Here is a 23056-nt window from a genome sequence, read left to right on the forward strand (position 1 = left end):
CTCGGAAAGGAAGAGGGAGAAGGGGAACACGCGCCGGGCCGGATTCGGGGAACCTCGCGCAGACAAGCGTCGGAGGTTCCCTATCGTTTCCCGATGCCGGTCATGCCGCCGGCAATGCCGGCAATGGCCGGGATGCCGGTGTCGATGGCGTTGAGCGCATTGGCCGGACGGCCGGCATCCGGGCCCAGGCCCAGGCCGGCCAGCAGGTTGTCCACCGCCACCTGCACCATCGCCCGGCGGGTGGCCAGCGAGGCGCTGCCGATGTGCGGGGTCAGCACGATGTTGCGCAGCACGCGCAGTTCCGGGCGCACGTCCGGTTCGTTCTCGTAGACGTCGAGCGCTGCCGCGGCCAGGCGGCCCTGCGCCAGCGCGTCGGCCAGGGCCAGCTCGTCGACGAGGCCGCCGCGGGCGATGTTCACCAGCGTGGCGGTGGGCTTCATCCTGGCCAGCGCCGCGGCATCGATGAGGTGGTGGTTCTGCGCCGTGTACGGCAGCACCAGCACCAGGTGGTCGGCGCCGGCCAGCAGCGCCTCGAAGCCGGCATAGTGCGCGCCGACCGCCTGCTCGGCCGCCGCGGGCAGCCGCGAGCGGTTGTGGTACAGCACCTTCATGCCGAAGCCGTGGTGGCCGCGGCGGGCGATGGCCTGGCCGATGCGGCCCATGCCGAGGATGCCCAGGGTGCTGCCGTGCAGGTCGCTGCCGAGCATGGTGGTGAACGACCACTGGTCCCAGTGGCCTTCGCGCAGCCAACGGTCGGATTCGACGATCCGCCGCGCGGCCGCCATCAGCAGCGCGAACCCCAGGTCGGCGGTGGTCTCGGTCAGTACGTCGGGGGTGTTGGTGGCGACGATGCCGGCGGCGCTCAGCGCGGCGATGTCCAGGTTGTTGTAGCCGACGCCGACGTTGGCGACGACCTTCAGCGCCGTCGCGGCGGCGATCTCGGCGGCGCCGATGCGTTCGTTGAGCGTCACCAGCGCGGCATCGACGCCGGCCAGGTTCGCCGCCACGGCTGCCGGCTCGTGCACGGTGACGACAGGCGTGGACACCACCTCGCAATGGGCCGCCAGCTGCGCGACGGTGTCGTCGAACAGCGGCTGTGACACCCAGACGCGGGGCCGCCGTTCAGCCATCGAGGCGCCCGGGGACGCGCGGAGCGACGTCGCCGACGTCGCCGCACTGGGCGCGGTGGCGCAGCGCCTGGTCCATCAGCACCAGCGCCAGCATCGCCTCGGCGATGGGGGTGGCGCGGATGCCGACGCAGGGGTCGTGGCGGCCGGTGGTGATGACGTCGACCGGCTGGCCGTCCACATCCACCGTCGCCCCCGGCAGGCGCAGGCTGGAGGTCGGCTTGAGCACCATCGAGGCGACGATCTGCTGCCCGGTGGCGATGCCGCCGAGGATGCCGCCGGCGTGGTTGGACTGGAACCCGTCGGGAGTGATCAGGTCGCGGTGCTCGGTGCCCTTCTGCGCGGCGCTGGCGAAGCCGTCGCCGATCTCCACGCCCTTGACCGCATTGATGCTCATCAGCGCGGCGGCGATCTCGCCGTCGAGCTTGCCGTAGATCGGTTCGCCCCAGCCCGGCGGCACGCCGTCGGCGACCACGTGCACGCGCGCGCCCACCGAATCGCCGGACTTGCGCAGCGCGTCCATGTAGGCCTCCAGCTCGGGGACCTGCGCGGCGTCGGGCCAGAAGAACGGGTTGGCCTCGACCGCGCTCCAGTCGAATCCCCGCGGGGTGATCCCGCCCAGCTGCGACAGCCAGCCGCGCACGCTCACGCCGTGGCGCTCGCGCAGCCACTTCTTGGCGATCACGCCGGCGGCCACGCGCATGGTGGTCTCGCGCGCCGAGGAACGGCCGCCACCGCGCGGGTCGCGGATGCCGTACTTCTGCCAGTAGCTGTAGTCGGCATGGCCGGGGCGGAACTGCGCGGCGATGGCGCTGTAGTCCTTGCTGCGCTGGTCGATGTTGCGGATCAGCAGCGCGATCGGCGTACCGGTGGTGCGGCCTTCGTACACCCCGGACAGGATCTCGACCTCGTCGGCCTCGCGCCGGGCCGACGTGTGCCGGCTCTTGCCGGTGGCGCGGCGCTGCAGGTCGTGGGCGAATTCGTCGGCGGCGAGCGCCAGCCCGGGCGGGCAGCCGTCGACCACGCAGCCGATGGCCGGCCCGTGCGATTCGCCGAAGGTGGTGACGGTCAGCAGCTTGCCGAAGGAGTTGGCGCTCATCGCTGCGCCGCCAGTCCGGCGATGCGGGCATGGTGGGCGCGCAGCTCGGCCGCTTCCACCGCGAAGATGCCCATCTGCCCGACCTTGAACTCGATCCACGCCAGGTCCAGCTCCGGCAGCAGGCGGACGACATGCTGCTCCGAATCGCCCACCTCGCAGATCAGCAGCCCGGCCTCGCTCAGGTGGTCCGGCGCGTCGCGCAGGATCTTCAGCACCAGGTCCAGGCCGTCGTCGCCGGCGCGCAGGGCCAGCTCCGGCTCGTGCGCGTACTCGCGCGGCAGCGCGTCGGTCTCCGCGTTGGTGACGTACGGCGGATTGGTCACGATCAGGTCGTAGACCCGCCCCTGCAGGCCGTCGAACAGGTCGCTCCTGAGCAGCTCGACGTTGTGCGCGAGCAGGCGCTGCTTGTTCTCGGCCGCCAGCGACAGCGCCGCGTCGTTGATGTCGCTGCCGTCGACCTGCCAGTTCGGGTAGTAGTGGCCCATCGCGATGGCGATGCAGCCCGACCCGGTGCACAGGTCCAGCGCGCGGCTGACCTCGCGCCCGGCCAGCCACGGCTCGAATCCTTCCAGGATCAGTTCGGCGATCGGCGAACGCGGCACCAGGGCGCGCGCGTCGCTCTTGAAGTTCAGGCCCGCGAACCACGCTTCGCCGTTCAGGTAGGCCGCCGGCACCCGCTCGTCGATGCGCCGCTGGAACAGCGCCAGGATCTGCTGCTTCTCGTCCGCCAGCACCCGCGCCTGGCCATAGGCCGGGCCCAGGTCGGGCGGCAGGTGCAGGGCATGCAGCACCAGGCTGGTGGCTTCGTCCAGCGCGTTGTCGTAACTGTGGCCGAAGGTCAGGCCCGCGGCATTGAAACGGCTCGCGCCGTAGCGGATCAGGTCGATGATCGTGTGGAGTTCGGCGGCCGCCTGGGCTGTCATGGCAATACGAGGGGCATTGGTGGTCTGCGATTATAGGCGCGCACCCGGTATATTGACTGCCCGGTTGCAGCCGAAACTGCGGCGGCCGCGCCGATGCCGGCCGCGACGCAGGACACCGCCACAAGTACAACCGGCGCCCGCCGGCCACAGGCCGCCGCACCCGCAGGGCCCGGAACCGCCCTCATCCGCACGGAGACACGGTCCATGTTCAACCGCACCACCGGCATCATCCTGGCCATCGCCCTGGCGGCCGGGCTGGGCCTGTTGCTGGCGCAGAAGGTCTTCGGGCCCGGCCGCGACGATGCCCACCCGACCGGGTCGATCCTGCGCTACCCCACCCCGCGCCCGCTGCCCGACTTCAGCCTCAGCCAGTCCGACGGCACCCGCCTGATTCCCGGCGAACTGCGCGGCCACTGGACCCTGGTGTTCCTCGGCTTCACCTCCTGCCCGGATGTCTGCCCGACCACCCTGGCGGACCTCGCCCTGGCCCAGAAGCAGTGGGAAAAGATCCCCGAGAGCCTGCGCCCGCGCGTGGTGTTCGTGTCCGTGGACCCGGAGCGCGACACCCCCGTGCGGCTGGGCGAATACGCCCATGCCTTCCACAAGGACACGCTGGCGGCCACCGCCGACGTGCCGTCGCTGGAACGCTTCGCCACCGCGCTGGGGCTGGTGTTCCAGAAGGCGCCCGGCCGGAACTTCGACAAGAATCCGGACGACTACAGCATGGACCACTCGGCCAGCATCGCCGTGCTCGATCCCGACGTCCGCCTGGCCGGCCTGATGCGTCCCCCCTTCGACCCCCGCCAGATCGCCCTCGACCTGGAAAAGCTGACCGGCACGTCCGCCCCATGAGCCTGCTCACCGCCCTCACCCATGTACTGCCGCACCGCCTGCTGTCGTCGATGGCGCGGTCGCTGGCGTATTCCCGCAACCCGCGGATCTCGCGCTGGCTGATCGACACGGTGACCCGCCGTTTCGACGTCGACCTGGCCGAAGCGGCCGACCCGGATCCGCGCAGCTACCCCAGCTTCAACGCCTTCTTCACCCGCGCACTGAAACCCGGGGCCCGTCGTGCCGATGCCGATCCGCGCAGCCTGCTGATGCCCGCCGACGGCCGCATCAGCCAGCTCGGACCGATCGAGGACGGCCGCATCTTCCAGGCCAAGGGGCAGTCGTTCACCGCCGCCGAGCTGCTTGGCGACGCCGCCGATGCCGCCGCATTCGCCAACGGGCTGTTCGCCACGGTCTACCTCTCCCCGCGCGACTACCACCGCGTGCACATGGCCTGGACCGGCACCCTGCGCGAGACCGTGCACGTGCCCGGACGGCTGTTCAGCGTCGGCCCCGACGCGGTGGCCAACGTACCGCGGCTGTTCGCCCGCAACGAGCGCCTGGTCTGCCACTTCGACACCGACTTCGGCCCGATGGTGCAGGTGATGGTCGGCGCACTGCTGGTCAGCGGCGTGGAAACCGTCTGGAGCGGCGAGGAAATTCCCGCCTATGGCGACCGCATCACCCGCAAGGACTGGCGCGGCAAGGGGATCACGCTGGAGCGGTTCGCGGAGATGGCGCGCTTCAACTACGGCTCCACCGTGATCGTGCTGCTGCCGCCGGGGGTGGCGGCATTCGATCCGGCACTGAAGGCCGAAAGCCCCGTGCGGCTCGGGCAACTGCTCGCGCGCTTGACGTAACGCCGGCTCCGGCGCGGCGGCATCGCGGCGCGTGGCGACGCGCCCGCCACCACGGCGCCCTGCCGACGCTGCGGCGCGGCGCGTTTCAACTACGGCTCCACCGTGATCGTGCTGCTGCCGCCGGGGGTGGCGGCATTCGATCCGGCACTGAAGGCCGAAAGCCCGGTGCGGCTCGGGCAGCTGCTCGCGCGCTTGACGTAACGCGGGTTCCGGCGCGGCGGCATCGCAGCGCGTGGCGACGCGTCCGCCGGTCCGGACCGCCCATGCCCGTGCCGCACGGCCTGCGGCAGCCGGACTCAGTCGGCCCCTTGCGGCGCGCGTCCGCCCATCGCCTCCAGGTCCTGGTGGAGAATCCGCCGCAGTTCGAGGATCGCCGGCGCGGTTTCCTGCACGCTGTGGCCCGAGACGATCACCTTCTCCGACACCGCGCCGGCCAGGTGCGCGCTGCGGTACGGCACCAGGCCGTCATCGGAGCGGTCCAGCGGCTGCGAGGCGTCCAGCTGCGCGATGATCGAGTGGTAGCGCACTGCGGGCGACATCGGCAGATCGGCGGCCACGCGGACGAACGGATCGTTGGCATCGAGGTTGTCGATGCTGTTGGGCAGCGGCCTGGAGGTTGTCGTGTCCTGTTCGGCCAATGCTTCGGGCATGACCTGCAGGATCTCCGCGAAGTTCTCCAGCAGGGTCAGCGGCAGCCGCACCAGCCGCGAAATCCAGCGTCCGAGCCGGTTGCCGGCCACCGCCGTCCCGCGGTGCGGCGTGGCGATGAACACCGCGCGTTCGATCTGCGGCATCGGCTCGAACCGCAGCACCGGATCCAGCCGCGGCCGGAATCTTTCCAGTCGCCGCATCTCGGCCGGATAGGCCTCGTCGGCCCATGTCCACAGCTGTTCGTCCGCCGATGACACCATCAGGCGGCCGATGACGCCGCCCATGCTGTGCCCGACCAGCACCATGTCGCGGGAGGCCGGCGCGCGGCCGTCGGGATCGAAGTTCGCCAGCGTGCGCGCGACCAGCCGGCGGATCGCGAAATGGTTGACGACGACCGGCATGTTGGTCGGGTAGTAGACCTGCCAGATCTGGAAATTGCGCCGCAGTTCGTCATCGCCCTGGATCTCGTTGGCGACGTTGACCCAGGCTTCCGGGCTGCTGGCCAGCCCGTGCAGCATCAGGATGATCCGGCGCTCGGGATCGTACGGCTGCATCATGTACAGGTGCGGGCGGTCGATGCTCCGGCCACGGCCGAACAGGGTGCGCAGCGATTGCCGGTTGAACCCCGAGCGCGCCAGCCACAGCCCGTACCCGGCCGTGAAGTTGGCGGCCAGCGGCACCCGGTAGCCGTGCAGCTCGATGCTGTCCTGTACATAGGGGTCATGCACGCTGACCCGGACGTCCTGCTGGGCGAGCAGCTCCGCCAGGTCGTGGCCGCGGAAGTGGAACAGCACGGTCATCCCGGGCGACGGCATCTCGCTCCAGGCGGGGCGCCGGTGCCTGGCCTGCTTGCCGTCTCCGGCCGGCGCCGCGGGCGCTGCCGAGGTGACAGGGTCCTCGCCCATCACCGCCACCAGCTCCGCTCCGAAGCCGTTGCGCCGCCAGGTGTTGTGCAGCCCCTTGAACGACAGCGAGGATGCCGAAAGCAGCTCCTCGGGCACGGTGACGCCCTCCGGCAGGCGCACGCTCGACAGGTCGATGCGGAAGACCCAGCCCGCGCGCTGGAGGCGCCCGAGCGGCGCCGTCTCCGCCGGCGATGTCTCCGGCACCCATGGGCGGTCGCCCTCGAACAGCAGCGTGGTCGCTTCCTGCACGGCCTGGTTGTACCAGTCGCGGACCTGGGTCTGGCGGTCCTCGAACACGCGCTGCTCCGGCGGCCGTCCGCTGAAGAACAGGTAGGCATAGGCATGCCGGGCCGCCTCCATCCAGGCCTGCAGGCGCGCGTCGTCGTCGGTCGCGGCCTCGCCCGACAGCATCGCCTGCTGCAGCCACAGCTCGGACAAGGCCGACAGCCTGCGCTCGTCGGCCAGGCCGGTGGCGGCCTCCATTGCACGGATGCAGTCCAGCCGCGACGCGGCGCAGCCCTCGGTTTCCAGCCCGGCCACGCGGATGGTCTGCTGCGTCAGGGCGCTGAGCCGGCCGGTGGTGAGCAGGTCGCCACGCTGCTGGGCGATGTATTCGCCCGGCGTCATCGATTCCAGCTCGACCGCCGGCGCGAACTGGCTCAGGACCGCACAGCCGCCCAGGGACAGGGCAAGCGTGGCCGCGGCCAGCAGGCGTTGCCAGGCGGTCATCGCGTCCGCTCCCCGTCGATGCCTGGCACCCCGGTGCGGATCGCCCGCGGGAAGCCGTCCGCGCTGCCCTCGAAGGCCCGGGCACGGTCGGTGATCCGGCCGGCGCGCTGCAGCTCGGCATAGGAGTAGCCCGGCGCCAGCCCCCCCACTTCCCCGGCGTACTCAGCCAGGTGCCCGGACAGCAGCAGCCGGTAATCCAGCGGCAGCGCCGGCGCGATGGTGCGCGCGAGATCGAAAACGATGGTCGTGCAGTTGCTGGTCAGGGTGTTGTAGAACTGCGGCGTCCCGCGCAGCGCCTCCGCTTCGTCGAGGTAGCCCAGGAACATCGCCCGCAGCGCGGGCCGGCCGATACCGAGCCGGTACAGGTAGACATCCTCGCCGCGGGCGTTGGTGCGGGTGCGCACGATGTCGTTCTCGTCGGCGGCGACCAGCACGGTTTCGTACTGCCTGAAAAAGCCGCCGACCGCCGAGAACGACTCGTGGCGTTCCTTGCGGATCTCCAGCGAAAACACCAGCTGGCGGCCATCGTCGAAACCGAACGACACCAGGGTATGGGCGATGTGCGGCCCCATCCAGTAGGAGAGGATCAGGTCGGCGCTGGCAAGCGTCTCCAGGTCGTACTCCCGGGTCTCCCAGCGCGCGGTGTAGTCGGTCTCGCTGCGCCAGTCGAAATTGCGCACGTTGTGCAGCACGACGTGGCGGCCATCGCTCTCCACCTGCAGGAGCCGGGCGACGTCGTCGGCCCAGAGGCGGTCATGCGAAGGCCGCAGCGTCGACCACCAGGCCGCCAACGCCAGCACGGCGATCACCCACGGCCCCCAGGCCAGGCCGCGCGCGCGGCGCGACCATGGCGCACGCATGCCGGCCACGCTCGCCGCGCACCACAGTGCCAGCAACGGCCAACGCAGCAGCGGGGCTGCCTGGAACCAGAGCGCTCCCACTCCGAAGAGGGCGATGACGAAGACGCCGGTACTGAGAAGCAGGTGGCCCGCGCCGGCCAGGCGCAGGCCGCCGCGGACAGGCGAGGCACCGCCCGCGGCCGTCATGGCGTTCCCCGTCGGCCCGGCCACGCGAGGTTTCCGTTCCCGGTCTCCGCGGATCCAGGGAGTGCCGGCAACCCCGGGACCGGCCCCGGAATCGAGGAACGCCGGACAGGGGAAACGGGCGGATGCGCGTTCTGCGGGCGGAGGGCATTCATGACGATATCCGGACTTCCAACACACGCGGCGATGACCATGGCCTCCCAGCTTGAGGCGCCGCCCGTCATCACTGCGTCGCCGCATCGATGGGCTGGCGCCCGGCCCGCGATTCTAACGGCCCCGGGCCGTCAAGGCACCGCTCGCCGGCACACCGCTCCCGCGCCTGCACTGGACACGGGCACTCCCTGCGCAACGGCCCCGGTCGCCGCCCACCGCGGGGGTGCCCCGCATTCGGGAAGCCGGGGTCGAGCGCATCCGGCAACGGGTCGGGCAAGACAGGCAGGCCAGCATCCGGCCCGGCCGCGGCCCGCGCGCCTGCGGGCGGCTCCGGCGGCCCCGTGCCTGGGCCGGGACCCCAGGGAGCCGTCCTCCGCCTCCATCACCACGGCCGCGACGCCTCCACCGCCCCCTTCATGGGGCCCTGCGTCGCACGCCATCGGCGTCAGCGGGAAATCACCACTCCGGCGTCCGTTCCGGCAGCAATGCGCGGATCACTCCGCCATCGGCACCGGCCGCCAAGCGTTCCGCCTCGGCGATGGGAATATCCACCTCGATCAGCCAGCCGTCTTCGTCGGACTGCTCGCCGCGGACCACTTCCAGCTGGTGCAGACGCGAGCGCAGGCGGCCGGCCTCCGGCGGCAGGCGCACGCGCCCGATGACATGTTGCAGGCCCAGGCGCTTGCCGAGCACCGCCTGCAGCAGCTCCAGGCCGCGGCCGTCGCGGGCGGAGATCCAGACCCGCTCACGGCGCGCGTCGTCGGGAATGCCGTCCTGTGCATCGTGGCGGATATCGGCGCCCTCGATGCGGTCGATCTTGTTGAACACCAGCAGCTGCGGCAGGTCGCCCGCCCCCACCTCGTGCAGCACCGCATCCACCTGGGCGATCCGCTCCTCGCGCAGCGGATCGGCGGCATCGACCAGGTGCAGCAGCAGATCGGCTTCGCGCGCTTCGCTCAGGGTGGAGCGGAAAGCCGCGACCAGTTCGTGCGGCAGGTCGCGCACGAAACCGACGGTATCGGCCAGCATCGCATTGCCGCCCGGCAGCGCGATGCGCCGCACGGTCGGATCCAGGGTCGCGAACAGCTGGTCGGCGGCATAGGCACCGGCGCCGGTGAGCGCATTGAACAGCGTCGACTTGCCGGCATTGGTATAGCCCACCAGCGCCACCCGCGGCAGTTCGCTGCGCACCCGCGCGCGGCGCATCTGGGTGCGCTGCACCTCCACCTTCTCCAGCCGCTTCTGCAACTGCTCCACCCGCTTCTGCAGCAGCCGCCGGTCGGTTTCCAGCTGGGTCTCGCCCGGACCGCGCAACCCGATGGAGCCGCCGCGCTGGCGCTCCAGGTGGGTCCAGCCACGCACCAGCCGGGTGGCCAGGTGGCGCAGCTGCGCCAGCTCGACCTGCAGCTTGCCTTCGTGGCTGCGCGCACGCTGGGCGAAGATGTCCAGGATCAGCCCGGTGCGGTCGATCACGCGCCGCTCCAGGTAGCGTTCCAGGTTGCGTTCCTGGATCGGCGTCAGCGCATGGTTGACCAGCACCAGATCGGCGCCGGAGGCCTCGGCCATGGCCTTGACCTCGTCCAGCTTGCCGCTGCCGATCAGGGTGGAGGGGTTCGGGCGGTCGATGCGCGCGGTGGCGGTGGCCGCGATGCTGGCGCCGGCCGAGCGCGCCAGGTCGGTGAACTCCTCCAGCACATCCTCTTCCAGGCGCCCCGCGTGCGTCTGGACCAACAGCGCATGCTCGCCCTTTTTCGAGCGGTCAAACATGCGCCACGTCCTGCTTACTCGTTGTCGTCATCGCCTGCCTGACTGTTCTCGGACGATTGCACGTAGCCGCCGCCCGGCCCGACCCGCACGTTGCGCGCCGGCACCACGGTGGAGATCGCGTGCTTGTAGACCATCTGGCTGACGGTATTGCGCAGCAGCACCACGAACTGGTCGAACGACTCGATCGTGCCCTGCAGCTTGATGCCGTTGACCAGGTAGACCGAGACCGGCACGCGCTCGCGGCGCAGTGCGTTCAGAAACGGATCCTGCAAGGATTGCCCCTTGGACATCGTCAACTCCTCGTTATTGTTCTTATGGGCCCGGGCATCCGCGGCTTCCCCTGCCCGCCCGGAACAGCGATGGTACACCGGCCGGGCCCGCTTCATCGCCCCAGATGCAGCGAAACCGCGTCGCGCAGGCGCGCCGGATCGCGCACCGGATCGAACCAGCGCGCGTCCTGTTCGCCGCGCAGCCAGGTCAGCTGGCGCTTGGCCAGCTGGCGGGTGGCGAAGATCGCCCGGTCGCGGAAATCCGCGGCATCGCCCTGCCCCTCCAGGAACTGCCAGGCCTGCCGGTAGCCGACCGCGCGGATCGCCGGCAGGTCCAGCGGCGCGCCCACCGTGGCCATCGCCGGGTGGCTGCGCAGCCGCCGCACTTCGTCGAGGAAGCCCTGTTCGAGCATCCGTTCGAAGCGCAGGGCGATGCGTGCGTGCAGCTGCGCGCGGTCGTCCGGGGCCAGCACCAGCTTGAGCACCCGCAGCGGCAGCCGCGCCACGCCGGGCTCGGCCTGCCACGCGCTGATCGGCCGGCCGCTGAGGCGGTAGACCTCCAGCGCCCGCTGGATGCGCTGTGGATCGGTGGCATGGATGCGCCGCGCCGCCGCCGGATCGACCTGCGCCAGCTGCGCATGCAGCGCCGCCCACCCCACCGCCGCGGCCTCGGCGGCGATCTCCGCGCGGGTCGCCGGATCGGCCTCCGGCATCGGCGACAGGCCCTGCAGCAGGGCACGGAAATACAGGCCGGTGCCGCCCGCCAGGATCGGCAGCCGGCCGCGTGCGAGGATGCCGCGCACGGCCGCCGCGGCATCGGCGGCGAATTCGGCAGCCGAATAGCGCTGCCACGGGTCGCGCAGGTCCAGCAGGTGATGGCGGACGCCGGCGCGCTCGGCAGCGTCGGGCTTGGCGGCACCGATCTCCAGCCCGCGGTAGACCAGTGCCGAATCGACGCTGACGATCTCGCCGCCGTACCGCAGCGCCAGCGCGATGGCCGCCGCGGTCTTGCCCGACGCCGTCGGGCCCATCAACGCCAGGGCCGGCGGCCGCGTATCGGCCGGCATCAGGCCACGCCCACGGCACACGCCCGCCGGAAGCCGCCGGCCCGGAACATCCGCGCCATGGGCTCAGTCCTCGTCCGGCCAGCGCGGTGCCGCCGGTGCGGCCGCGCGCGGCGCCGGCACCGCGTCCAGGGCGGCCAGCACCTTGAGCGCATCCACGGTCGCGGCGACATCGTGCACGCGCACGATCGCCGCACCGCGCTGCACCGCCAGCAGGTGGGCGGCCACCGAGCCGGCCATCCGTTCACTGGCCACGTCACGCCCGGTGGCTTCGCCGATGCAGCGCTTGCGCGACAGCCCGGCCAGCAGCGGCACCCCCAGCGCCTGCAGCCGCGGCTGCGCCGCCAGCAGGGCGAAATTCTGTGCACTGTTCTTGTTGAAGCCATACCCCGGATCGGCCACCAGCCGGTTGCGGGCGATGCCGGCCATCTCCGCGGCGAAGAGACGCTCGGCGAGAAAGCGTTGCACGTCACCGGCGACATCGTCGCTGTCCCAGTCCACGCCGGCGTCGTGCGGACCGCCCAGCGCATGCATCAGCACCACCGCGGCCCCGGAATCGGCAACCACGTCCAGCGCGCCCGGCTGGCGCAGGGCCTGCACGTCGTTGACCATGCCGGCCCCGGCGGCCAGCGCCGCGCGCATCACCTCGGGCTTGCAGGTATCGACGCTGATCGGGATTTCCAGCCGGGCCACCAGCGCTTCGATCACCGGCACCACCCGGTCGATCTCCTCCTGCACCGGCACCGGCGCGGCACCGGGCCGGGTGGATTCGCCGCCGACATCGAGCAGGTCCGCCCCCTGCGCCGCCAGTGCCAGGGCGTGGGCGACGGCCGCCGCGGGGTCGCGGTGCAGGCCGCCATCGGAAAACGAGTCCGGGGTGACGTTGACGATGCCCATCACCCGCGGCCGGTCCAGCCGCAGCCGCCGTCCGCCGCACTCCAGTACCGGCGCAGTGTCGAACATCAGCGCCGGCTCCGCGCCCGGATCCGGCTGCCCAGCGCGCTGAGCAGCACGCCGAGCACGATGCCGATGAAGATGCCGGCCAGGTACTGCCCGGTCTTCATCCCGAAGGCCACGCCGGCGACGGTGGCGATCACCATCTCGGGCAGGTGGGTGGAGGTGCTGGGGGGAGGCGTCTGCTCGGTCATGGTCGGAACGGTCCCTGCGCGGGAAACATGGAGGAGTGGAAACGGTACGGGCCGGAAAACCCGGCCCGTTGCGTCTGCGGCGTCCGCGGCCCGGTCAGTGCTGGCCGGCCGGATCGCTGATCGGTGCCACCGGGCGCGCGTCGCCGCCCGGGTCGCTGTCCGACGGACCGCCCTTGCCCTTGTCGACCCAGCCGGCCGGTGGCGACGGCTGGCGGCCTTCCATGATGTCCTTCACCTGGTCGGCGTCGATGGTCTCCCATTCCAGCAGCGCGGCGGTCATCGCCTCGACCACGTCGCGCTTCTGGTCCAGGATCTTGTAGGCGACCGCGTACTGCTCGTCCAGGATGCGGCGGATCTCCGCATCCACCTTCTGCTGGGTGGCCTCGGAAATGGTCTTGCTGTGCATGCCGTAGCCGGCTTCCTCGTCGGCATAGACCATGGTGCCCATCACGTCGGACATGCCGTACTTGGTGACCATGCCGCGGGCCAGCTTGGTCGCGCGCTCGAAGTCGTTGGATGCGCCCGTGGACATCTCGCCGACGAAGATCTCCTCGGCGATCCGGCCACCGAACAGGATCGCCAGTTCTTCCAGCATCCGGTCCTTGTACTTGCTGATGTGGTCGTGCTCGGGCAGCTGCCAGGTCAGGCCCAGCGCCCAGCCGCGCGGCATGATCGTGACCTTGTGCACCGGGTCGGCCTTGGGCAGCGACATCGCGACCACCGCATGCCCGGACTCGTGGTAGGCGGTGTTGCGGCGCTCCTCCTCGCGCATGACCATGCTGCGGCGCTCCGGACCCATGTAGATCTTGTCCTTGGCGTCCTCGAAATCCTGCATGCCCACTTCCTGCTTGCCGCGGCGTGCGGCGAACAGGGCGCCTTCGTTGACCAGGTTGGCCAGGTCGGCGCCGGAGAAGCCCGGCGTACCGCGCGCCAGCACTTCCGGGCGCACGTCGTCGGCGGCCGGCACCTTGCGCAGGTGCACGCGCAGGATCTGCTCGCGGCCCTTGATATCGGGCAGGCCGACCATGACCTGGCGGTCGAAGCGGCCCGGGCGCAGCAGCGCCTTGTCGAGCACGTCGGGACGGTTGGTGGCCGCGATCACGATCACGCCCTCGCCCCCCTCGAAGCCGTCCATCTCCACCAGCATCTGGTTCAGGGTCTGCTCGCGCTCGTCGTGGCCGCCACCCATGCCCGAGCCGCGGTGGCGGCCGACGGCATCGATCTCGTCGATGAAGATGATGCAGGGGGCGTGCTTCTTGGCCTGTTCGAACATGTCGCGCACGCGGCTGGCGCCGACGCCGACGAACATCTCCACGAAGTCGGAACCGGAAATGCTGAAGAACGGCACCTTCGCCTCGCCGGCGATCGCGCGCGCCAGCAGGGTCTTGCCGGTGCCCGGCGGGCCGACCATCAGCACGCCGCGCGGGATCTTGCCGCCCAGCTTGGTGAACCGCGACGGATCGCGCAGGAACTCCACCAGCTCGCCGACTTCTTCCTTGGCCTCGTCGCAGCCGGCGACGTCGGCGAACGTGACCTTGATCTGGTCCTCGCCCTGCAGCTTGGCACGCGACTTGCCGAAGGACATCGCGCCCTTGGCCCCGCCGCCGCCGCTCTGCATCTGCCGCATCATGAAGATCCAGAAGCCGATCAGCAGCAGCACCGGCAGGAACTGCAGGATCACGCCCCAGAAGCTCGGCCCGGCCGGTTCCTGGCGCACCACTTCCACGTTCTTGGAGTACAGCTGGTTGAGCAGCTGCGGGTCGGCCGGCGCATACAGGGCGCCATCGGAGCCGTCCGCACGCCGGAACCGCAGGTGGTTGGTGGTGAGCGTGGTCTTGTCGGTGTACTCCACCGACTTGATCCGCCCGGCGTCCACATCCTGCAGGAACTGGGTGTAGTTGCTGGCGTCGCCCGCGGCCGGTGCCCCGCCACGCGGCGCGAAGCTCTGGAACACCACCATCAGCACGACGGCGACAACCACCCATAGCAGGAGGTTCTTGGTCAGGTCGTTCATCCTCATCGGCTCCGGTGTTCCTCTGATTTCTGCTGCGATTTCGTAGGGGTCGAGCTTACTTGATCTGGCTGCGCTTGCCCTGGCCCAGGGCATAGACCTCGGGCGAGCGCTTGCGCGAGGCTTCAGGCTTGCGGATCACGACCTTGTCGTACCGGCGGCGCATGTCCCGCACGTAGTCGTCAAAGCCGACGCCCTGGAACAGCTTGATCAGGAACGCCCCACCGGGCTTGAGGTGGGTGTCGGCGAACTCCATCGCCAGCTCCGCCAGGTGCATCATCCGCGGCTGGTCCACCGCGTCCATGCCACTCTTATTGGGGGCCATATCCGACAGGACAAGGTCCACCGGGCGATCCCCGAGCATGGCCTCGAACCGGGATAGGACGGCTTCTTCCCTGAAGTCGCCGTGAAGGAACTCGACGCCGGCCAGTGGCGGCATCTCCAGGATGTCCAGCGCCAGCACCCGGCCGCTGTCGCCCAGCTGTCTCCGCACCTGCTGCGACCACCCCCCGGGCGCCGCGCCCAGGTCGACGACCACCATGTTGGGCTTGAGCAGGCGGTCGCGCGCGAGCAGTTCTTCCAGCTTGTAGGCCGCGCGCGAACGCATGCCTTCCGACTGCGCTTTCTTCACGAACGGATCGGAAAAGTGCTCTTTCAACCAGCGCTGGCTGCTCTTGCTGCGGGACATCGGAATGGGGTCTGGGCGGGGTGGGCATGATACCCTGAACCCCCTAGGCTACCCGTAAACCCTGCATGTCTATCGTCCTCACCCCCGCCCAGAACCGATTCCTGCGCGGCATGGCGCACGATCTGAAAGCGCTGCTGCAGATCGGAGGCAAGGGAGTCACCCCCGCCCTGTTGGCGGAACTGGACGAGGTGCTTGATCGCCACGAGCTGATCAAGGTGAAGGTCGCCGCTGAGGACCGCGAGGCCCGCGAGGCCATGGTCGGCGAACTGGTCGGCGCCAGCGGCAGCGCGCTGGTCCAGCGCATCGGCCACGTGGCCGTGCTGTACCGCCCCGCCAAGGAAAAGCGCCAGATCGTGCTGCCCCGCGCCTGAGCGCCCGGAGGAGAAACGATGCAACTGAGCCGCGAACTGCCCGACTACGCCTACACCCTGCGTTCGGCCGACGGACGGCATGCCCGGGTCAACGAGCACACGCTGACCCGCAGCTTCATCCTCTCCCCGGACCTGCTGCTGGACGACTGGAGCGTGACCGCCGCCGCGCAGCTCACGGCCGGCGACCTTGCACGGGTGCTGGAACAGGAGCCGGCGGTCTTCCTCCTGGGCACCGGCGAGCACCAGGTGTTTCCCCCGGCGGAGATCATGGCCGCCTGCCTGACCCGCGGCATCGGCATCGAAGTGATGAACAACGCGTCGGCCGCCCGCACCTTCAATGTGCTGGCCAGCGAGAGCCGCCGCGTGGTCGCGGCCTTCATCGTGGACGCGGGCGGCCACTGAGGCCGTTCGCGGCGGCGCCCTCCCGCGTCCCGGAGGCCGCACATCCGGCCAGGCGGGTCCGCGCGGGTCCGCCGCACCTTACACCCGCTCCCATGGCCACCCCGCACCTTGGCGGCCTACCGGCAGCACGTATTCATTCCGCTCTCCGCGGACGGCCGCCCGGACCGGTGAAGACCGCCCCATGTGCAGGCGTCCGGCGCCATCGGCCCCGGGAGCCGCCCCGGCCGCGGCGGGTTGCCGGCAACCGCCGCCCACCCGCGCACGTCGACAGCCGGCGGCAGGCCCTGCCCACCGCATGACGGCAAAAAGCGCGGAGGGCACGCACCCCGCCAGGACGCCCGCCCGGCACCCGGTAGCGGGCACCGGTCCGTACCCGGGCGATCATTGCATCGCCCTGGATCAGGACGCCCCATGGCGGCGTCTCCACGGCGCACCGGCACCCCGATGCGTGACCGCGCCTACCTACCTCGCAGGCAGGTACTGCAGCGGGTCCACCGGCTTGCCGTTGTAGCGGATCTCGAAGTGCAACATGTCGCGCGACGTACCGGTGCGGCCCATTTCCGCGATCTGGTCACCGGTCTTCACGCTCTGCCCTTCATTGACCAGGCGTTTGCGGTTGTGGCCATAGGCCGACAGCCACTGGTCGTTGTGCTTGATGATGATCAGCTCGCCATAGCCGACCAGGCCGGCACCGGAGTACACGACCACCCCCGGCCCTGCCGCGCGCACCGCCTGGCCGCTGTTGCCGGCGATGTCGATCCCCTGCTTGGTGGTTTCGCCGGCGACGAAGCGCCCGACCAGGCTGCCGTCGGCCGGCCAGCGCCAGCCGATGCCGCTGTTGACCGGAGGCGGAGTGGCCGCCGCCGGCGGGGTCGCCGGACGCGTGGCGGTGGAGCCGCCGGTGGCCGGCCGCGTGGCGGCGGTCGCGCCGCCCGGGTACAGCCGCAGCGTCTGCCCGGGATAGATCGCGTTCGGGTTGGACAGCCCGTTCCAGGCCGCCAGGTCACCCGGGGTGATGTTGTGGATGCGCGCCAGCGCGTACAACGTGTCGCCACGGCGCACCACCGCGGTCTGGCCCGGCTTGGGAACCGATGTCCGCGGGGTCGTGCCGCCGCCGGACGCACCGCTGCCGGACGGCTTGACCACCGTGGCGGTGCCGCAGCCGGCCAGCAGGGCCGCCAGCAGCAGCGCCGCCGCGCCGCCGGAGCTCCGGGACGCACTCTTGAACCTCACCTGTGCACTCATGCGAATTTCGTCCTCCATACCAGCCAGCCCACCAGGCCGAGGACCAGCGCGGTCGCGATCCAGCCCAGCGGTTCGATCCAGCGCCGCAGCGCCTCGGCGGCGCGAGCCCCACCGAAGCGGATCACCGCGGCCAACACATAGACACGCTTGCCGCGCCCGACAAGCATGCTCAATACATACTGCGGCAGCGGCACGCCGACGATACCCGAAGCCCACGTGAAGACCTTCATCGGGATCGGCATGAAGCCGCCCAGCACCAGGAAGGTGAACACCGCCCAGGGGGACTGCACCATCTTCGCCTGCAGCGTGGCGATGCCCGACTCGATCGCCGGCAGCATGCCCAGCGCCGCGAGCAGCGGCTTGATCGCCTCGAACGCATAGTGCCCCAGCGCGTAGCCCACCAGCGCCCCGGCCATCGAGGCGGCAAGGCTGAGGGTGGCGAAATACCAGCCCCTGCGCGGCTGCGCCACGCACATCGGCATCAGCATCACCTCGGGCATGATCGGGAAAATGATCGCCTCGATGAAACTGAGCACGCTCAGGTAGGTGGGCGCACGCGCGTGCCCGGCCCAGTACAGGGCGCGATCGTAGAGCGGACCGAAGATCTTCATCGTCGCGGGGTTCCCGTGGTCAGTGCGGTGCGCTCAATCCAGCAGGCCCGACAACAGCGGCACGAAGCTGACCGGCGCCAGTTCCTCCTGCACGATGCCGCCGTCGGCGCCGCGCGTCAGCTGCAGCAGCGCCTGGCCGCCCGGGCCACCGACCGGCGCGACCAGCCGCCCGCCGACCGCCAGCTGCTCGATCAATGCGTCCACCAGCGCCGGGGCGGCGGCGGTGACCACGATGCCGTCGTAGGGGCCATGCTCGGCCCAGCCGATGCGCCCGTCGTCATGCCGGCTGCGCACGTTCATGCCCAGCTGGCGCAGGCGCTTGCGCGCCAGCCGCAACAGGTCGCCGATGCGCTCGACCGTGAAGACCTCCAGGCCCAGCGCGGCCAGGATCGCCGCCTGGTACCCCGAGCCGGTGCCCACTTCCAGCACCGTCTTCGGGCCCACCTGCAGCACCGCTTCGGTCATGCGCGCCACCACCCACGGCTGGGAGATGGTCTGGCCATGGCCGATCGGCAGCGCCGTGTCCTCGTAGGCACGCGAGGCCAGCGCTTCGTCGATGAACAGGTGCCGGGGCACGACCCGCACCGCGTTGAGCACGCGCTCGTCGCCGATGCCGGCCTCGCGCAGGCGCTCGACCAGGCGGTCGCGCACCCGCTGCGATGTCATCCCGGTACCCACCGCCTCCGGCGAAAGGCGCAGGCGTGGCGTCATGCCGGGCGCTCCAGCGTGGCCGACAGCCCGCCGACCCAGCTGGCGACCTTCTCCAGCGCCTCGTAGCGGGTCAGGTCGACCTGGATCGGGGTGATCGAGATATGCCCGGTGCGCACCGCATGGAAGTCGGTCCCCGGCCCGGCATCCTGCTCGGAGCCGGCCGGGCCGATCCAGTAGACCGTGTTGCCGCGCGGGTCGGTGGCCGGGATGCAGCCCTCGGCACGGTGCCGGTTGCCCAGCCGGGTCACCTCGAAGCCGCGGATCTCCTCCCACGGCAGGTCCGGCACGTTGACGTTGAGGATGGTGTCCGCCGGCAGCGGGTCGGCCTTCAGCCGGGCGACGATCTCGATGGCCGCGCGCGCGGCGCTGAGGAAATGCATCGCCTCGTGGCGGCGGGTCACCAGTGACACCGCCACCGACGGCAGGCCGAGGAAACGGCCCTCCATCGCCGCCGAGACCGTCCCCGAATAGATCACGTCGTCGCCCAGGTTGGCCGCATTGTTGATGCCCGACACCACGATGTCCGGCTCGTGCTCCAGCATGCCGGTCAACGCCAGGTGCACGCAGTCGGTGGGCGTGCCGGCCACCGCGCAGGTGTAATGGTCGATCCGGCGCATGCGCACCGGACGGTCCAGGGTGAGGGAGTTGCTGGCGCCGGAACGGTCGCGGTCCGGCGCCACCACCGTGACCTCGTGACCGGCACCACGCAGCTGCTCGGCGAGCATCTTGATGCCGGGGGCGTCCACGCCGTCGTCGTTGCTTACAAGTACGCGCATTGATGACCTGAATCGCTGAATCCATGATGGCGCTCGCGCTGCCTCGCCATCCACCGCCCTGTCGCCACCGGCGCGCGCGCCGGCCGCCAGGGCCCGATCCGGCATGATACCGGAATGCGCCCCCGGCCTTCCCCTCGCGCCACGCCGACGCCCAGCCGTTACGCTATGCCCATGCCGCCTCCCGAAGACGAAGACGACAGCGCCCTGTTCCGCGCCGCCATCGGCGCGGTGACGCCGCTGCGCAAGGTCGATGCCCCCGCCCCGGCGCGGCCGCGCCCCCGGCCGCGGGCGCGCATGGCCGAACAGGACGAGGCCCAGGCCCTGGGCGAATTCGCGCGGCTGCTGCGGACGGACACGCCACTGGAGGCGGGCGACGTCGCCAGCCATCGGCGCGACACGCTGCCCGCGCGCCTGTTCCAGCGCCTCAAGCGCGGGCAGTATTCGGTGCAGGACGAACTGGACCTGCACGGCGCCAGCGTGCTCCAGGCCGAGCGCCTGCTGCGCGACTTCCTGCTCGATGCCCGCGCGCACGAACATGGCTGCGTGCGCATCATCCACGGCAAGGGGCTGCAGTCCGACGGCGGCGCACCGGTGCTGAAGAACCTGGTGGACCGGCTGCTGCGCCAGCGCAACGACGTGCTGGCCTTCCATTCCGCACCGCCCGCCCAGGGCGGTACCGGCGCCGTGCTGGTGCTGCTGGCGCGGCGCTGAGCCGGCATCCCTTCCGCCCTCCGCGGCCCGTCCTGCCGGACGCGGCCACGGTCCCTCCGGCGCTGTTCTGCCATCTCACCATCCATGTACCGGGGGACGGGCGCCCTGCCCTGCAGCGGCCGCCCGCGCCGCGGGTGCGGCGGCAGTCCTCGGCGGGGCCGGCCGGTATTCCGCGGGAGGCGGCTGCGCCCCTTCCCCGGGCCCGGAGCCGCGGAAGGCTCGCGTACCGCTGGATTCAGGCGTCGCGGGACGCGTCGCGCACGGTGCCGAGTTCATGCAGCACCGCGGTGGCATAGCAGCCTGGCGGCAATGCGAACGTCAGCTCCAGCGTGTCCTCCTGCAGCCAGGCATGCTGCATCAGCGCCGGCCGCAGGCGCAGCGCGCGGCGCTCCTGCTTCAGCCCCGCCTCTTCCAGCCCGGCACGCAGCGCCGACGCCTGCGCGTCGGCAAGCGCATCCTGCTCCAGCGCCAGGGCGGCACCGCTGCTGCGCAGGTCGCCCACGCCCCACAGGGGACCACTGGGATGGATGTCGAAGCGCGCCAGGCGCTCGGCCAATGCGTCGCTCATCGGTTCGGGGCCGAACACCGAGCGGCTGCCGTCGAGCATCCACACCTCGCCGTCCAGCGCCGTGTCCCACACGCCACCGGCCACGCGGGCGGCCAGCACCCGGTTGAACAGTGCCGAACGCGCCGCCGACAGCAGCATGGAGCGCTGGTCGCGGCGCATCCGGCGACCACCGAACATCGCCAGCGCCGCCGCCACGTTGCCGCCATCGCGGCCGAACCGCTGCTCCCCGAACCAATTGGGCAGCCCGCGCAGGGCGATGGCCCGTACCCGCTCGTCGATCGCCGCGCGCTCGCCCTCCACCTCGCTCAGCACCAGCCTGAAGCGGTTGCCGGCCAGCGCGCCGCGCTGCAGCTTGCGGTTGTGCCAGGCCGAGGCCAGCACCTGCACACCGTCCGACGCCAGCAGTGCCGGCTCGGGGGCGACCCGCTTGGGCAGGTGCACGCTGTACCGCTGGGTGGTCACCGCATGCCGGTCTTTCTGGCCGGCGTAGCTGACGCCCATTTCGGCCACGCCGGCCCAGCGCGCGAGTTGCCCGGCCACGGCCACCGTGGTGAGCCCGCGCTTGCGGACGTCCAGCAGCAGGTGCTCGCCTTCGCCGCTGGCCTCGAACGCCGGCAGTTCGTCGACCTGGAAGTCTTCCGGCGCACGGCGCATGCACGCGCTGAGCACGGCGTCGCCGAAGGCGCGCGGCAGGGGGGCAATGTCGGTCATGTCGTTGTTCCGCGGGCCGGCCGGATCGCCTTCCCGCCATTCGGTTCGTCGGGGACGGCGCATGGCGCCGCCAGGAGTGCCGTCAGACCGCCACCAGCAGCACCACCGCCTGCGCGGCGATGCCTTCCTCGCGGCCGATGAAGCCCAGCTTCTCGCTGGTGGTGGCCTTGATGCTGATGCGGTCCAGCGGCGTGTCCAGCAGTTCCGCCACCGTCCCGCGCATCGCCGCCGCATGCGGGCCGACCTTGGGCCGTTCGCAGATCACGGTGAGGTCGGCATTGCCCACCCGCCACCCGCGCTCGCGCAGCAGGCCGTTGCAGTGGCGTACGAAATCGCTGCTGTCCGCGCCTTTCCAGCGGTCGTCGCTGGGCGGGAAATGCTGGCCGATGTCACCCAGCGCCAGGGCGCCGAGCATCGCGTCGCACAGCGCGTGCAGGACCACGTCGCCGTCACTGTGCGCCAGCACGCCGCGGCCATGCGCCACGCGCACGCCGCCCAGCATGATGTGGTCGCCATCGCCGAAGGCATGGACGTCATAGCCCTGGCCGATACGGACAGGCGGGAAGGAAACGGAAGCATTCATGGCATTGGATACGTCAGGTAGAAACCCGGCCTGCGGTCGCCGGAAGGGATTCAGCCATCACGCCGCGACAGCTCGAATTCGAAACGGGCCAGGTCCGCGGGCGTGGTGACCTTGAAATTGCGCTCGTCGCCTTCCACCAGCAACGGCCGCGCGCCCTGCCGCTCCATCGCCATGGCCTCGTCGGTCACCGCGACCCCGGCCGCGGCGGCATCCAGCAGCGCGCGGGTCAACTGGTGGCGCCGGAACAGCTGCGGGGTCAGGGCCCGCCACAGCCGTTCGCGCGGCTCGGTGCGGTCGATGCCGCCATCGTCGCCGGCGCGCTTGAGCGTGTCGCGCACCGGTGCGGCCAAGATCGCGCCGACCGGGTCGGCCCGTCCCACCTCCAGCAGGCGCGCCAGGTCGCCGGGCGGGAGGTTCGGCCGCGCGGCATCGTGCACCAGCACGAAGTCGTCGGCGCGCACGCTCTCGGGCAGCGCCTGCAGGCCGGCCAGCACCGACGCCGCACGGGTGTCGCCGCCGCTGCAGGTCACCACCGGCTTGCCGGCAAGGGCGTTCCAGCCGGGCCAGTCGGCATCGTTCTCGGCGATGACCACCATCACCCCCGCCACGCCGGGGTGCGACAGCAGCGCCTCCAGCGTATGCGCCAGCAGGGGCTCGCCGGCAGCCAGCAGGTACTGCTTGGGCACCGGCCCACCGAACCGGGTACCGCGACCCGCCGCCGGCACCACCGCCCACACCCGGGTAGTCATGGCACCGCCTCCGCGGCGGGGGAATCGCCGGCAGCGGCCGGTGCGACCGCCGCCGGGGCGGCCACCGGCGCGTTTTCCACCACGCGGTAGAACTTTTCGCCGGGCTTGATCATGCCCAGCTCGCTGCGCGCGCGTTCTTCGATGGCGGCCTCGCCGTCCTTCAGGTCCTTGACCTCGGCCGCCAGCGCAGCATTGCGCTGCTGCAGCCCCTCGTTGTCGCGTTCCTGGTTGGCGACCTGGGCTTCGAGCATCATCACTTCACCCGAATTTCCCGGGCCGAACCAGAAGCGGTACTGCAGCAGCGCCAGCAGTACCGCGAGCACCAGCAGCAGCCAGCGCCAGTCACGCAT

At 71.0% G+C, this 23056-nt stretch carries 25 protein-coding genes and 1 pseudogene; 6 read left to right on the top strand and 20 right to left on the bottom strand.

Annotated elements, in window-relative coordinates; genetic code table 11:
* Window positions 1-80: 80 nt before the first annotated feature.
* Genes K5L01_RS05670 through prmB form a run of 3 tightly spaced genes read right to left on the bottom strand, consistent with a single transcriptional unit; the run spans window position 81 to window position 3149 of the window.
* Window positions 81-1130 carry a 2-hydroxyacid dehydrogenase gene (locus K5L01_RS05670; RefSeq protein WP_250062704.1) on the bottom strand — a complete coding sequence of 350 codons (1050 nt, stop codon included), beginning with the start codon at window positions 1128-1130 and terminating at the stop codon, window positions 81-83.
* Window positions 1123-2226 carry a chorismate synthase gene (gene aroC / locus K5L01_RS05675; RefSeq protein WP_250062706.1) on the bottom strand — a complete coding sequence of 368 codons (1104 nt, stop codon included), beginning with the start codon at window positions 2224-2226 and terminating at the stop codon, window positions 1123-1125. Before aroC ends, K5L01_RS05670 begins: the two co-directional genes overlap by 8 nt.
* Window positions 2223-3149: a 50S ribosomal protein L3 N(5)-glutamine methyltransferase gene (gene prmB / locus K5L01_RS05680; protein ID WP_250062708.1), complete on the bottom strand. Its 927-nt coding sequence runs from the start codon at window positions 3147-3149 to the stop codon at window positions 2223-2225. The genes aroC and prmB overlap by 4 nt, the downstream gene beginning before the upstream one ends.
* A gap of 204 nt (window positions 3150-3353) precedes the next feature.
* On the opposite strand from prmB, the gene K5L01_RS05685 reads away from it, so the two are divergent.
* The 3 genes and pseudogenes from K5L01_RS05685 to K5L01_RS05695 form a co-directional block, all read left to right on the top strand.
* The gene (locus K5L01_RS05685; protein WP_250062710.1) at window positions 3354-4001 is read left to right on the top strand and encodes an SCO family protein; all 648 of its coding nucleotides are present in this window, start codon (window positions 3354-3356) and stop codon (window positions 3999-4001) included.
* Window positions 3998-4840 (top strand): archaetidylserine decarboxylase, encoded by an 843-nt coding sequence (gene asd, locus K5L01_RS05690; protein ID WP_250062712.1) that lies wholly within the window; start codon window positions 3998-4000, stop codon window positions 4838-4840. The genes K5L01_RS05685 and asd overlap by 4 nt, the downstream gene beginning before the upstream one ends.
* Window positions 4841-4918: 78 nt before the next feature.
* Window positions 4919-5041 (top strand): annotated as a pseudogene (locus K5L01_RS05695) (phosphatidylserine decarboxylase); the annotation flags it as partial.
* 95 nt (window positions 5042-5136) lie between these two features.
* Here the strand turns inward: K5L01_RS05695 and K5L01_RS05700 are convergent.
* The 9 genes from K5L01_RS05700 to rlmE form a co-directional block, all read right to left on the bottom strand.
* Window positions 5137-7125, bottom strand: a complete 1989-nt coding sequence (locus K5L01_RS05700; RefSeq protein ID WP_250062714.1) for an esterase/lipase family protein — start codon at window positions 7123-7125, stop codon at window positions 5137-5139.
* Window positions 7122-8171, bottom strand: a complete 1050-nt coding sequence (locus K5L01_RS05705) for an Lnb N-terminal periplasmic domain-containing protein (RefSeq protein WP_250062716.1) — start codon at window positions 8169-8171, stop codon at window positions 7122-7124. Before K5L01_RS05705 ends, K5L01_RS05700 begins: the two co-directional genes overlap by 4 nt.
* A 606-nt stretch (window positions 8172-8777) precedes the next feature.
* Complete coding sequence (gene hflX / locus K5L01_RS05710; protein ID WP_250062718.1) at window positions 8778-10088, bottom strand: ribosome rescue GTPase HflX; 1311 nt, start codon at window positions 10086-10088, stop codon at window positions 8778-8780.
* Between the two features lie 14 nt (window positions 10089-10102).
* Entirely contained in the window at window positions 10103-10378 is a 276-nt protein-coding gene (gene hfq / locus K5L01_RS05715; RefSeq protein ID WP_250062721.1) for an RNA chaperone Hfq, read from the bottom strand.
* A 92-nt stretch (window positions 10379-10470) separates the two neighbouring features.
* Window positions 10471-11424, bottom strand: coding sequence for a tRNA (adenosine(37)-N6)-dimethylallyltransferase MiaA (gene miaA / locus K5L01_RS05720; RefSeq protein ID WP_250062723.1), 954 nt, complete (start codon window positions 11422-11424; stop codon window positions 10471-10473).
* Window positions 11425-11487: 63 nt separating this feature from the next.
* Window positions 11488-12384: a dihydropteroate synthase gene (gene folP / locus K5L01_RS05725; protein WP_250062725.1), complete on the bottom strand. Its 897-nt coding sequence runs from the start codon at window positions 12382-12384 to the stop codon at window positions 11488-11490.
* Window positions 12384-12569 carry a hypothetical protein gene (locus K5L01_RS05730; protein ID WP_250062727.1) on the bottom strand — a complete coding sequence of 62 codons (186 nt, stop codon included), beginning with the start codon at window positions 12567-12569 and terminating at the stop codon, window positions 12384-12386. The genes folP and K5L01_RS05730 overlap by 1 nt, the downstream gene beginning before the upstream one ends.
* 94 nt (window positions 12570-12663) lie before the next feature.
* Window positions 12664-14583 carry an ATP-dependent zinc metalloprotease FtsH gene (gene ftsH, locus K5L01_RS05735; protein WP_250062729.1) on the bottom strand — a complete coding sequence of 640 codons (1920 nt, stop codon included), beginning with the start codon at window positions 14581-14583 and terminating at the stop codon, window positions 12664-12666.
* A gap of 55 nt (window positions 14584-14638) precedes the next feature.
* On the bottom strand, window positions 14639-15268 hold the full coding sequence (gene rlmE, locus K5L01_RS05740; protein WP_272494045.1) for a 23S rRNA (uridine(2552)-2'-O)-methyltransferase RlmE: 630 nt from the start codon (window positions 15266-15268) through the stop codon (window positions 14639-14641).
* A 65-nt stretch (window positions 15269-15333) separates the two neighbouring features.
* Between rlmE and yhbY the strand changes: the two genes are divergently transcribed.
* Window positions 15334-15639, top strand: a complete 306-nt coding sequence (gene yhbY / locus K5L01_RS05745) for a ribosome assembly RNA-binding protein YhbY (protein ID WP_250062732.1) — start codon at window positions 15334-15336, stop codon at window positions 15637-15639.
* Between the two features lie 18 nt (window positions 15640-15657).
* The gene (locus K5L01_RS05750) at window positions 15658-16041 is read left to right on the top strand and encodes an Mth938-like domain-containing protein (protein ID WP_250062734.1); all 384 of its coding nucleotides are present in this window, start codon (window positions 15658-15660) and stop codon (window positions 16039-16041) included.
* A 462-nt stretch (window positions 16042-16503) separates the two neighbouring features.
* Here K5L01_RS05750 and K5L01_RS05755 read toward each other — a convergent pair whose 3' ends face one another.
* Genes K5L01_RS05755 through surE form a run of 4 tightly spaced genes read right to left on the bottom strand, consistent with a single transcriptional unit; the run spans window position 16504 to window position 19384 of the window.
* Entirely contained in the window at window positions 16504-17304 is an 801-nt protein-coding gene (locus K5L01_RS05755) for a peptidoglycan DD-metalloendopeptidase family protein (protein ID WP_250062736.1), read from the bottom strand.
* Window positions 17283-17897, bottom strand: a complete 615-nt coding sequence (locus K5L01_RS05760) for a YqaA family protein (protein ID WP_250062738.1) — start codon at window positions 17895-17897, stop codon at window positions 17283-17285. The genes K5L01_RS05755 and K5L01_RS05760 overlap by 22 nt, the downstream gene beginning before the upstream one ends.
* Window positions 17898-17930: 33 nt before the next feature.
* Window positions 17931-18608 carry a protein-L-isoaspartate(D-aspartate) O-methyltransferase gene (locus K5L01_RS05765; protein WP_250062741.1) on the bottom strand — a complete coding sequence of 226 codons (678 nt, stop codon included), beginning with the start codon at window positions 18606-18608 and terminating at the stop codon, window positions 17931-17933.
* On the bottom strand, window positions 18605-19384 hold the full coding sequence (surE, locus tag K5L01_RS05770; RefSeq protein ID WP_250062743.1) for a 5'/3'-nucleotidase SurE: 780 nt from the start codon (window positions 19382-19384) through the stop codon (window positions 18605-18607). Before surE ends, K5L01_RS05765 begins: the two co-directional genes overlap by 4 nt.
* A gap of 171 nt (window positions 19385-19555) precedes the next feature.
* Here surE and K5L01_RS05775 point away from each other — a divergent pair, with 171 nt between their 5' ends.
* Window positions 19556-20095: a Smr/MutS family protein gene (locus K5L01_RS05775; RefSeq protein WP_250062745.1), complete on the top strand. Its 540-nt coding sequence runs from the start codon at window positions 19556-19558 to the stop codon at window positions 20093-20095.
* A gap of 235 nt (window positions 20096-20330) precedes the next feature.
* Here K5L01_RS05775 and truD read toward each other — a convergent pair whose 3' ends face one another.
* The 4 genes from truD to ftsB form a co-directional block, all read right to left on the bottom strand.
* Entirely contained in the window at window positions 20331-21374 is a 1044-nt protein-coding gene (gene truD, locus K5L01_RS05780; RefSeq protein WP_250062747.1) for a tRNA pseudouridine(13) synthase TruD, read from the bottom strand.
* Between the two features lie 82 nt (window positions 21375-21456).
* Window positions 21457-21957, bottom strand: a complete 501-nt coding sequence (gene ispF, locus K5L01_RS05785; protein ID WP_250062748.1) for a 2-C-methyl-D-erythritol 2,4-cyclodiphosphate synthase — start codon at window positions 21955-21957, stop codon at window positions 21457-21459.
* Window positions 21958-22007: 50 nt separating this feature from the next.
* A complete protein-coding gene (gene ispD / locus K5L01_RS05790; RefSeq protein WP_250062749.1) occupies window positions 22008-22706 on the bottom strand; it encodes a 2-C-methyl-D-erythritol 4-phosphate cytidylyltransferase in 699 nt (232 codons plus the stop codon).
* Complete coding sequence (ftsB, locus tag K5L01_RS05795) at window positions 22703-23056, bottom strand: cell division protein FtsB (protein ID WP_250062750.1); 354 nt, start codon at window positions 23054-23056, stop codon at window positions 22703-22705. The genes ispD and ftsB overlap by 4 nt, the downstream gene beginning before the upstream one ends.

Origin of the sequence: Stenotrophomonas mori, assembly GCF_023556335.1 — a bacterium.
Classification (GTDB): domain Bacteria; phylum Pseudomonadota; class Gammaproteobacteria; order Xanthomonadales; family Xanthomonadaceae; genus Stenotrophomonas; species Stenotrophomonas mori.

Excerpts from the sequence above, each read along its gene's own strand:
- folP (WP_250062725.1), bottom strand. The coding sequence starts at position 12,384 with ATGTTCGACACTGCGCCGGTACTGGAGTGCGGCGGACGGCGGCTGCGG.
- ispF (WP_250062748.1), bottom strand. The coding sequence starts at position 21,957 with ATGAATGCTTCCGTTTCCTTCCCGCCTGTCCGTATCGGCCAGGGCTAT.
- K5L01_RS05685 (WP_250062710.1), top strand. The coding sequence starts at position 3,354 with ATGTTCAACCGCACCACCGGCATCATCCTGGCCATCGCCCTGGCGGCC.
- prmB (WP_250062708.1), bottom strand. The coding sequence starts at position 3,149 with ATGACAGCCCAGGCGGCCGCCGAACTCCACACGATCATCGACCTGATC.
- K5L01_RS05775 (WP_250062745.1), top strand. The coding sequence starts at position 19,556 with ATGCCGCCTCCCGAAGACGAAGACGACAGCGCCCTGTTCCGCGCCGCC.
- aroC (WP_250062706.1), bottom strand. The coding sequence starts at position 2,226 with ATGAGCGCCAACTCCTTCGGCAAGCTGCTGACCGTCACCACCTTCGGC.
- ispD (WP_250062749.1), bottom strand. The coding sequence starts at position 22,706 with ATGACTACCCGGGTGTGGGCGGTGGTGCCGGCGGCGGGTCGCGGTACC.
- K5L01_RS05760 (WP_250062738.1), bottom strand. The coding sequence starts at position 17,897 with ATGAAGATCTTCGGTCCGCTCTACGATCGCGCCCTGTACTGGGCCGGG.
- rlmE (WP_272494045.1), bottom strand. The coding sequence starts at position 15,268 with ATGTCCCGCAGCAAGAGCAGCCAGCGCTGGTTGAAAGAGCACTTTTCC.
- miaA (WP_250062723.1), bottom strand. The coding sequence starts at position 11,424 with ATGCCGGCCGATACGCGGCCGCCGGCCCTGGCGTTGATGGGCCCGACG.
- K5L01_RS05750 (WP_250062734.1), top strand. The coding sequence starts at position 15,658 with ATGCAACTGAGCCGCGAACTGCCCGACTACGCCTACACCCTGCGTTCG.
- hfq (WP_250062721.1), bottom strand. The coding sequence starts at position 10,378 with ATGTCCAAGGGGCAATCCTTGCAGGATCCGTTTCTGAACGCACTGCGC.
- hflX (WP_250062718.1), bottom strand. The coding sequence starts at position 10,088 with ATGTTTGACCGCTCGAAAAAGGGCGAGCATGCGCTGTTGGTCCAGACG.
- asd (WP_250062712.1), top strand. The coding sequence starts at position 3,998 with ATGAGCCTGCTCACCGCCCTCACCCATGTACTGCCGCACCGCCTGCTG.
- truD (WP_250062747.1), bottom strand. The coding sequence starts at position 21,374 with ATGACCGACATTGCCCCCCTGCCGCGCGCCTTCGGCGACGCCGTGCTC.
- yhbY (WP_250062732.1), top strand. The coding sequence starts at position 15,334 with ATGTCTATCGTCCTCACCCCCGCCCAGAACCGATTCCTGCGCGGCATG.
- K5L01_RS05730 (WP_250062727.1), bottom strand. The coding sequence starts at position 12,569 with ATGACCGAGCAGACGCCTCCCCCCAGCACCTCCACCCACCTGCCCGAG.
- K5L01_RS05700 (WP_250062714.1), bottom strand. The coding sequence starts at position 7,125 with ATGACCGCCTGGCAACGCCTGCTGGCCGCGGCCACGCTTGCCCTGTCC.
- ftsH (WP_250062729.1), bottom strand. The coding sequence starts at position 14,583 with ATGAACGACCTGACCAAGAACCTCCTGCTATGGGTGGTTGTCGCCGTC.
- ftsB (WP_250062750.1), bottom strand. The coding sequence starts at position 23,056 with ATGCGTGACTGGCGCTGGCTGCTGCTGGTGCTCGCGGTACTGCTGGCG.
- K5L01_RS05670 (WP_250062704.1), bottom strand. The coding sequence starts at position 1,130 with ATGGCTGAACGGCGGCCCCGCGTCTGGGTGTCACAGCCGCTGTTCGAC.
- K5L01_RS05705 (WP_250062716.1), bottom strand. The coding sequence starts at position 8,171 with ATGACGGCCGCGGGCGGTGCCTCGCCTGTCCGCGGCGGCCTGCGCCTG.
- K5L01_RS05755 (WP_250062736.1), bottom strand. The coding sequence starts at position 17,304 with ATGGAGGACGAAATTCGCATGAGTGCACAGGTGAGGTTCAAGAGTGCG.
- K5L01_RS05765 (WP_250062741.1), bottom strand. The coding sequence starts at position 18,608 with ATGACGCCACGCCTGCGCCTTTCGCCGGAGGCGGTGGGTACCGGGATG.
- surE (WP_250062743.1), bottom strand. The coding sequence starts at position 19,384 with ATGCGCGTACTTGTAAGCAACGACGACGGCGTGGACGCCCCCGGCATC.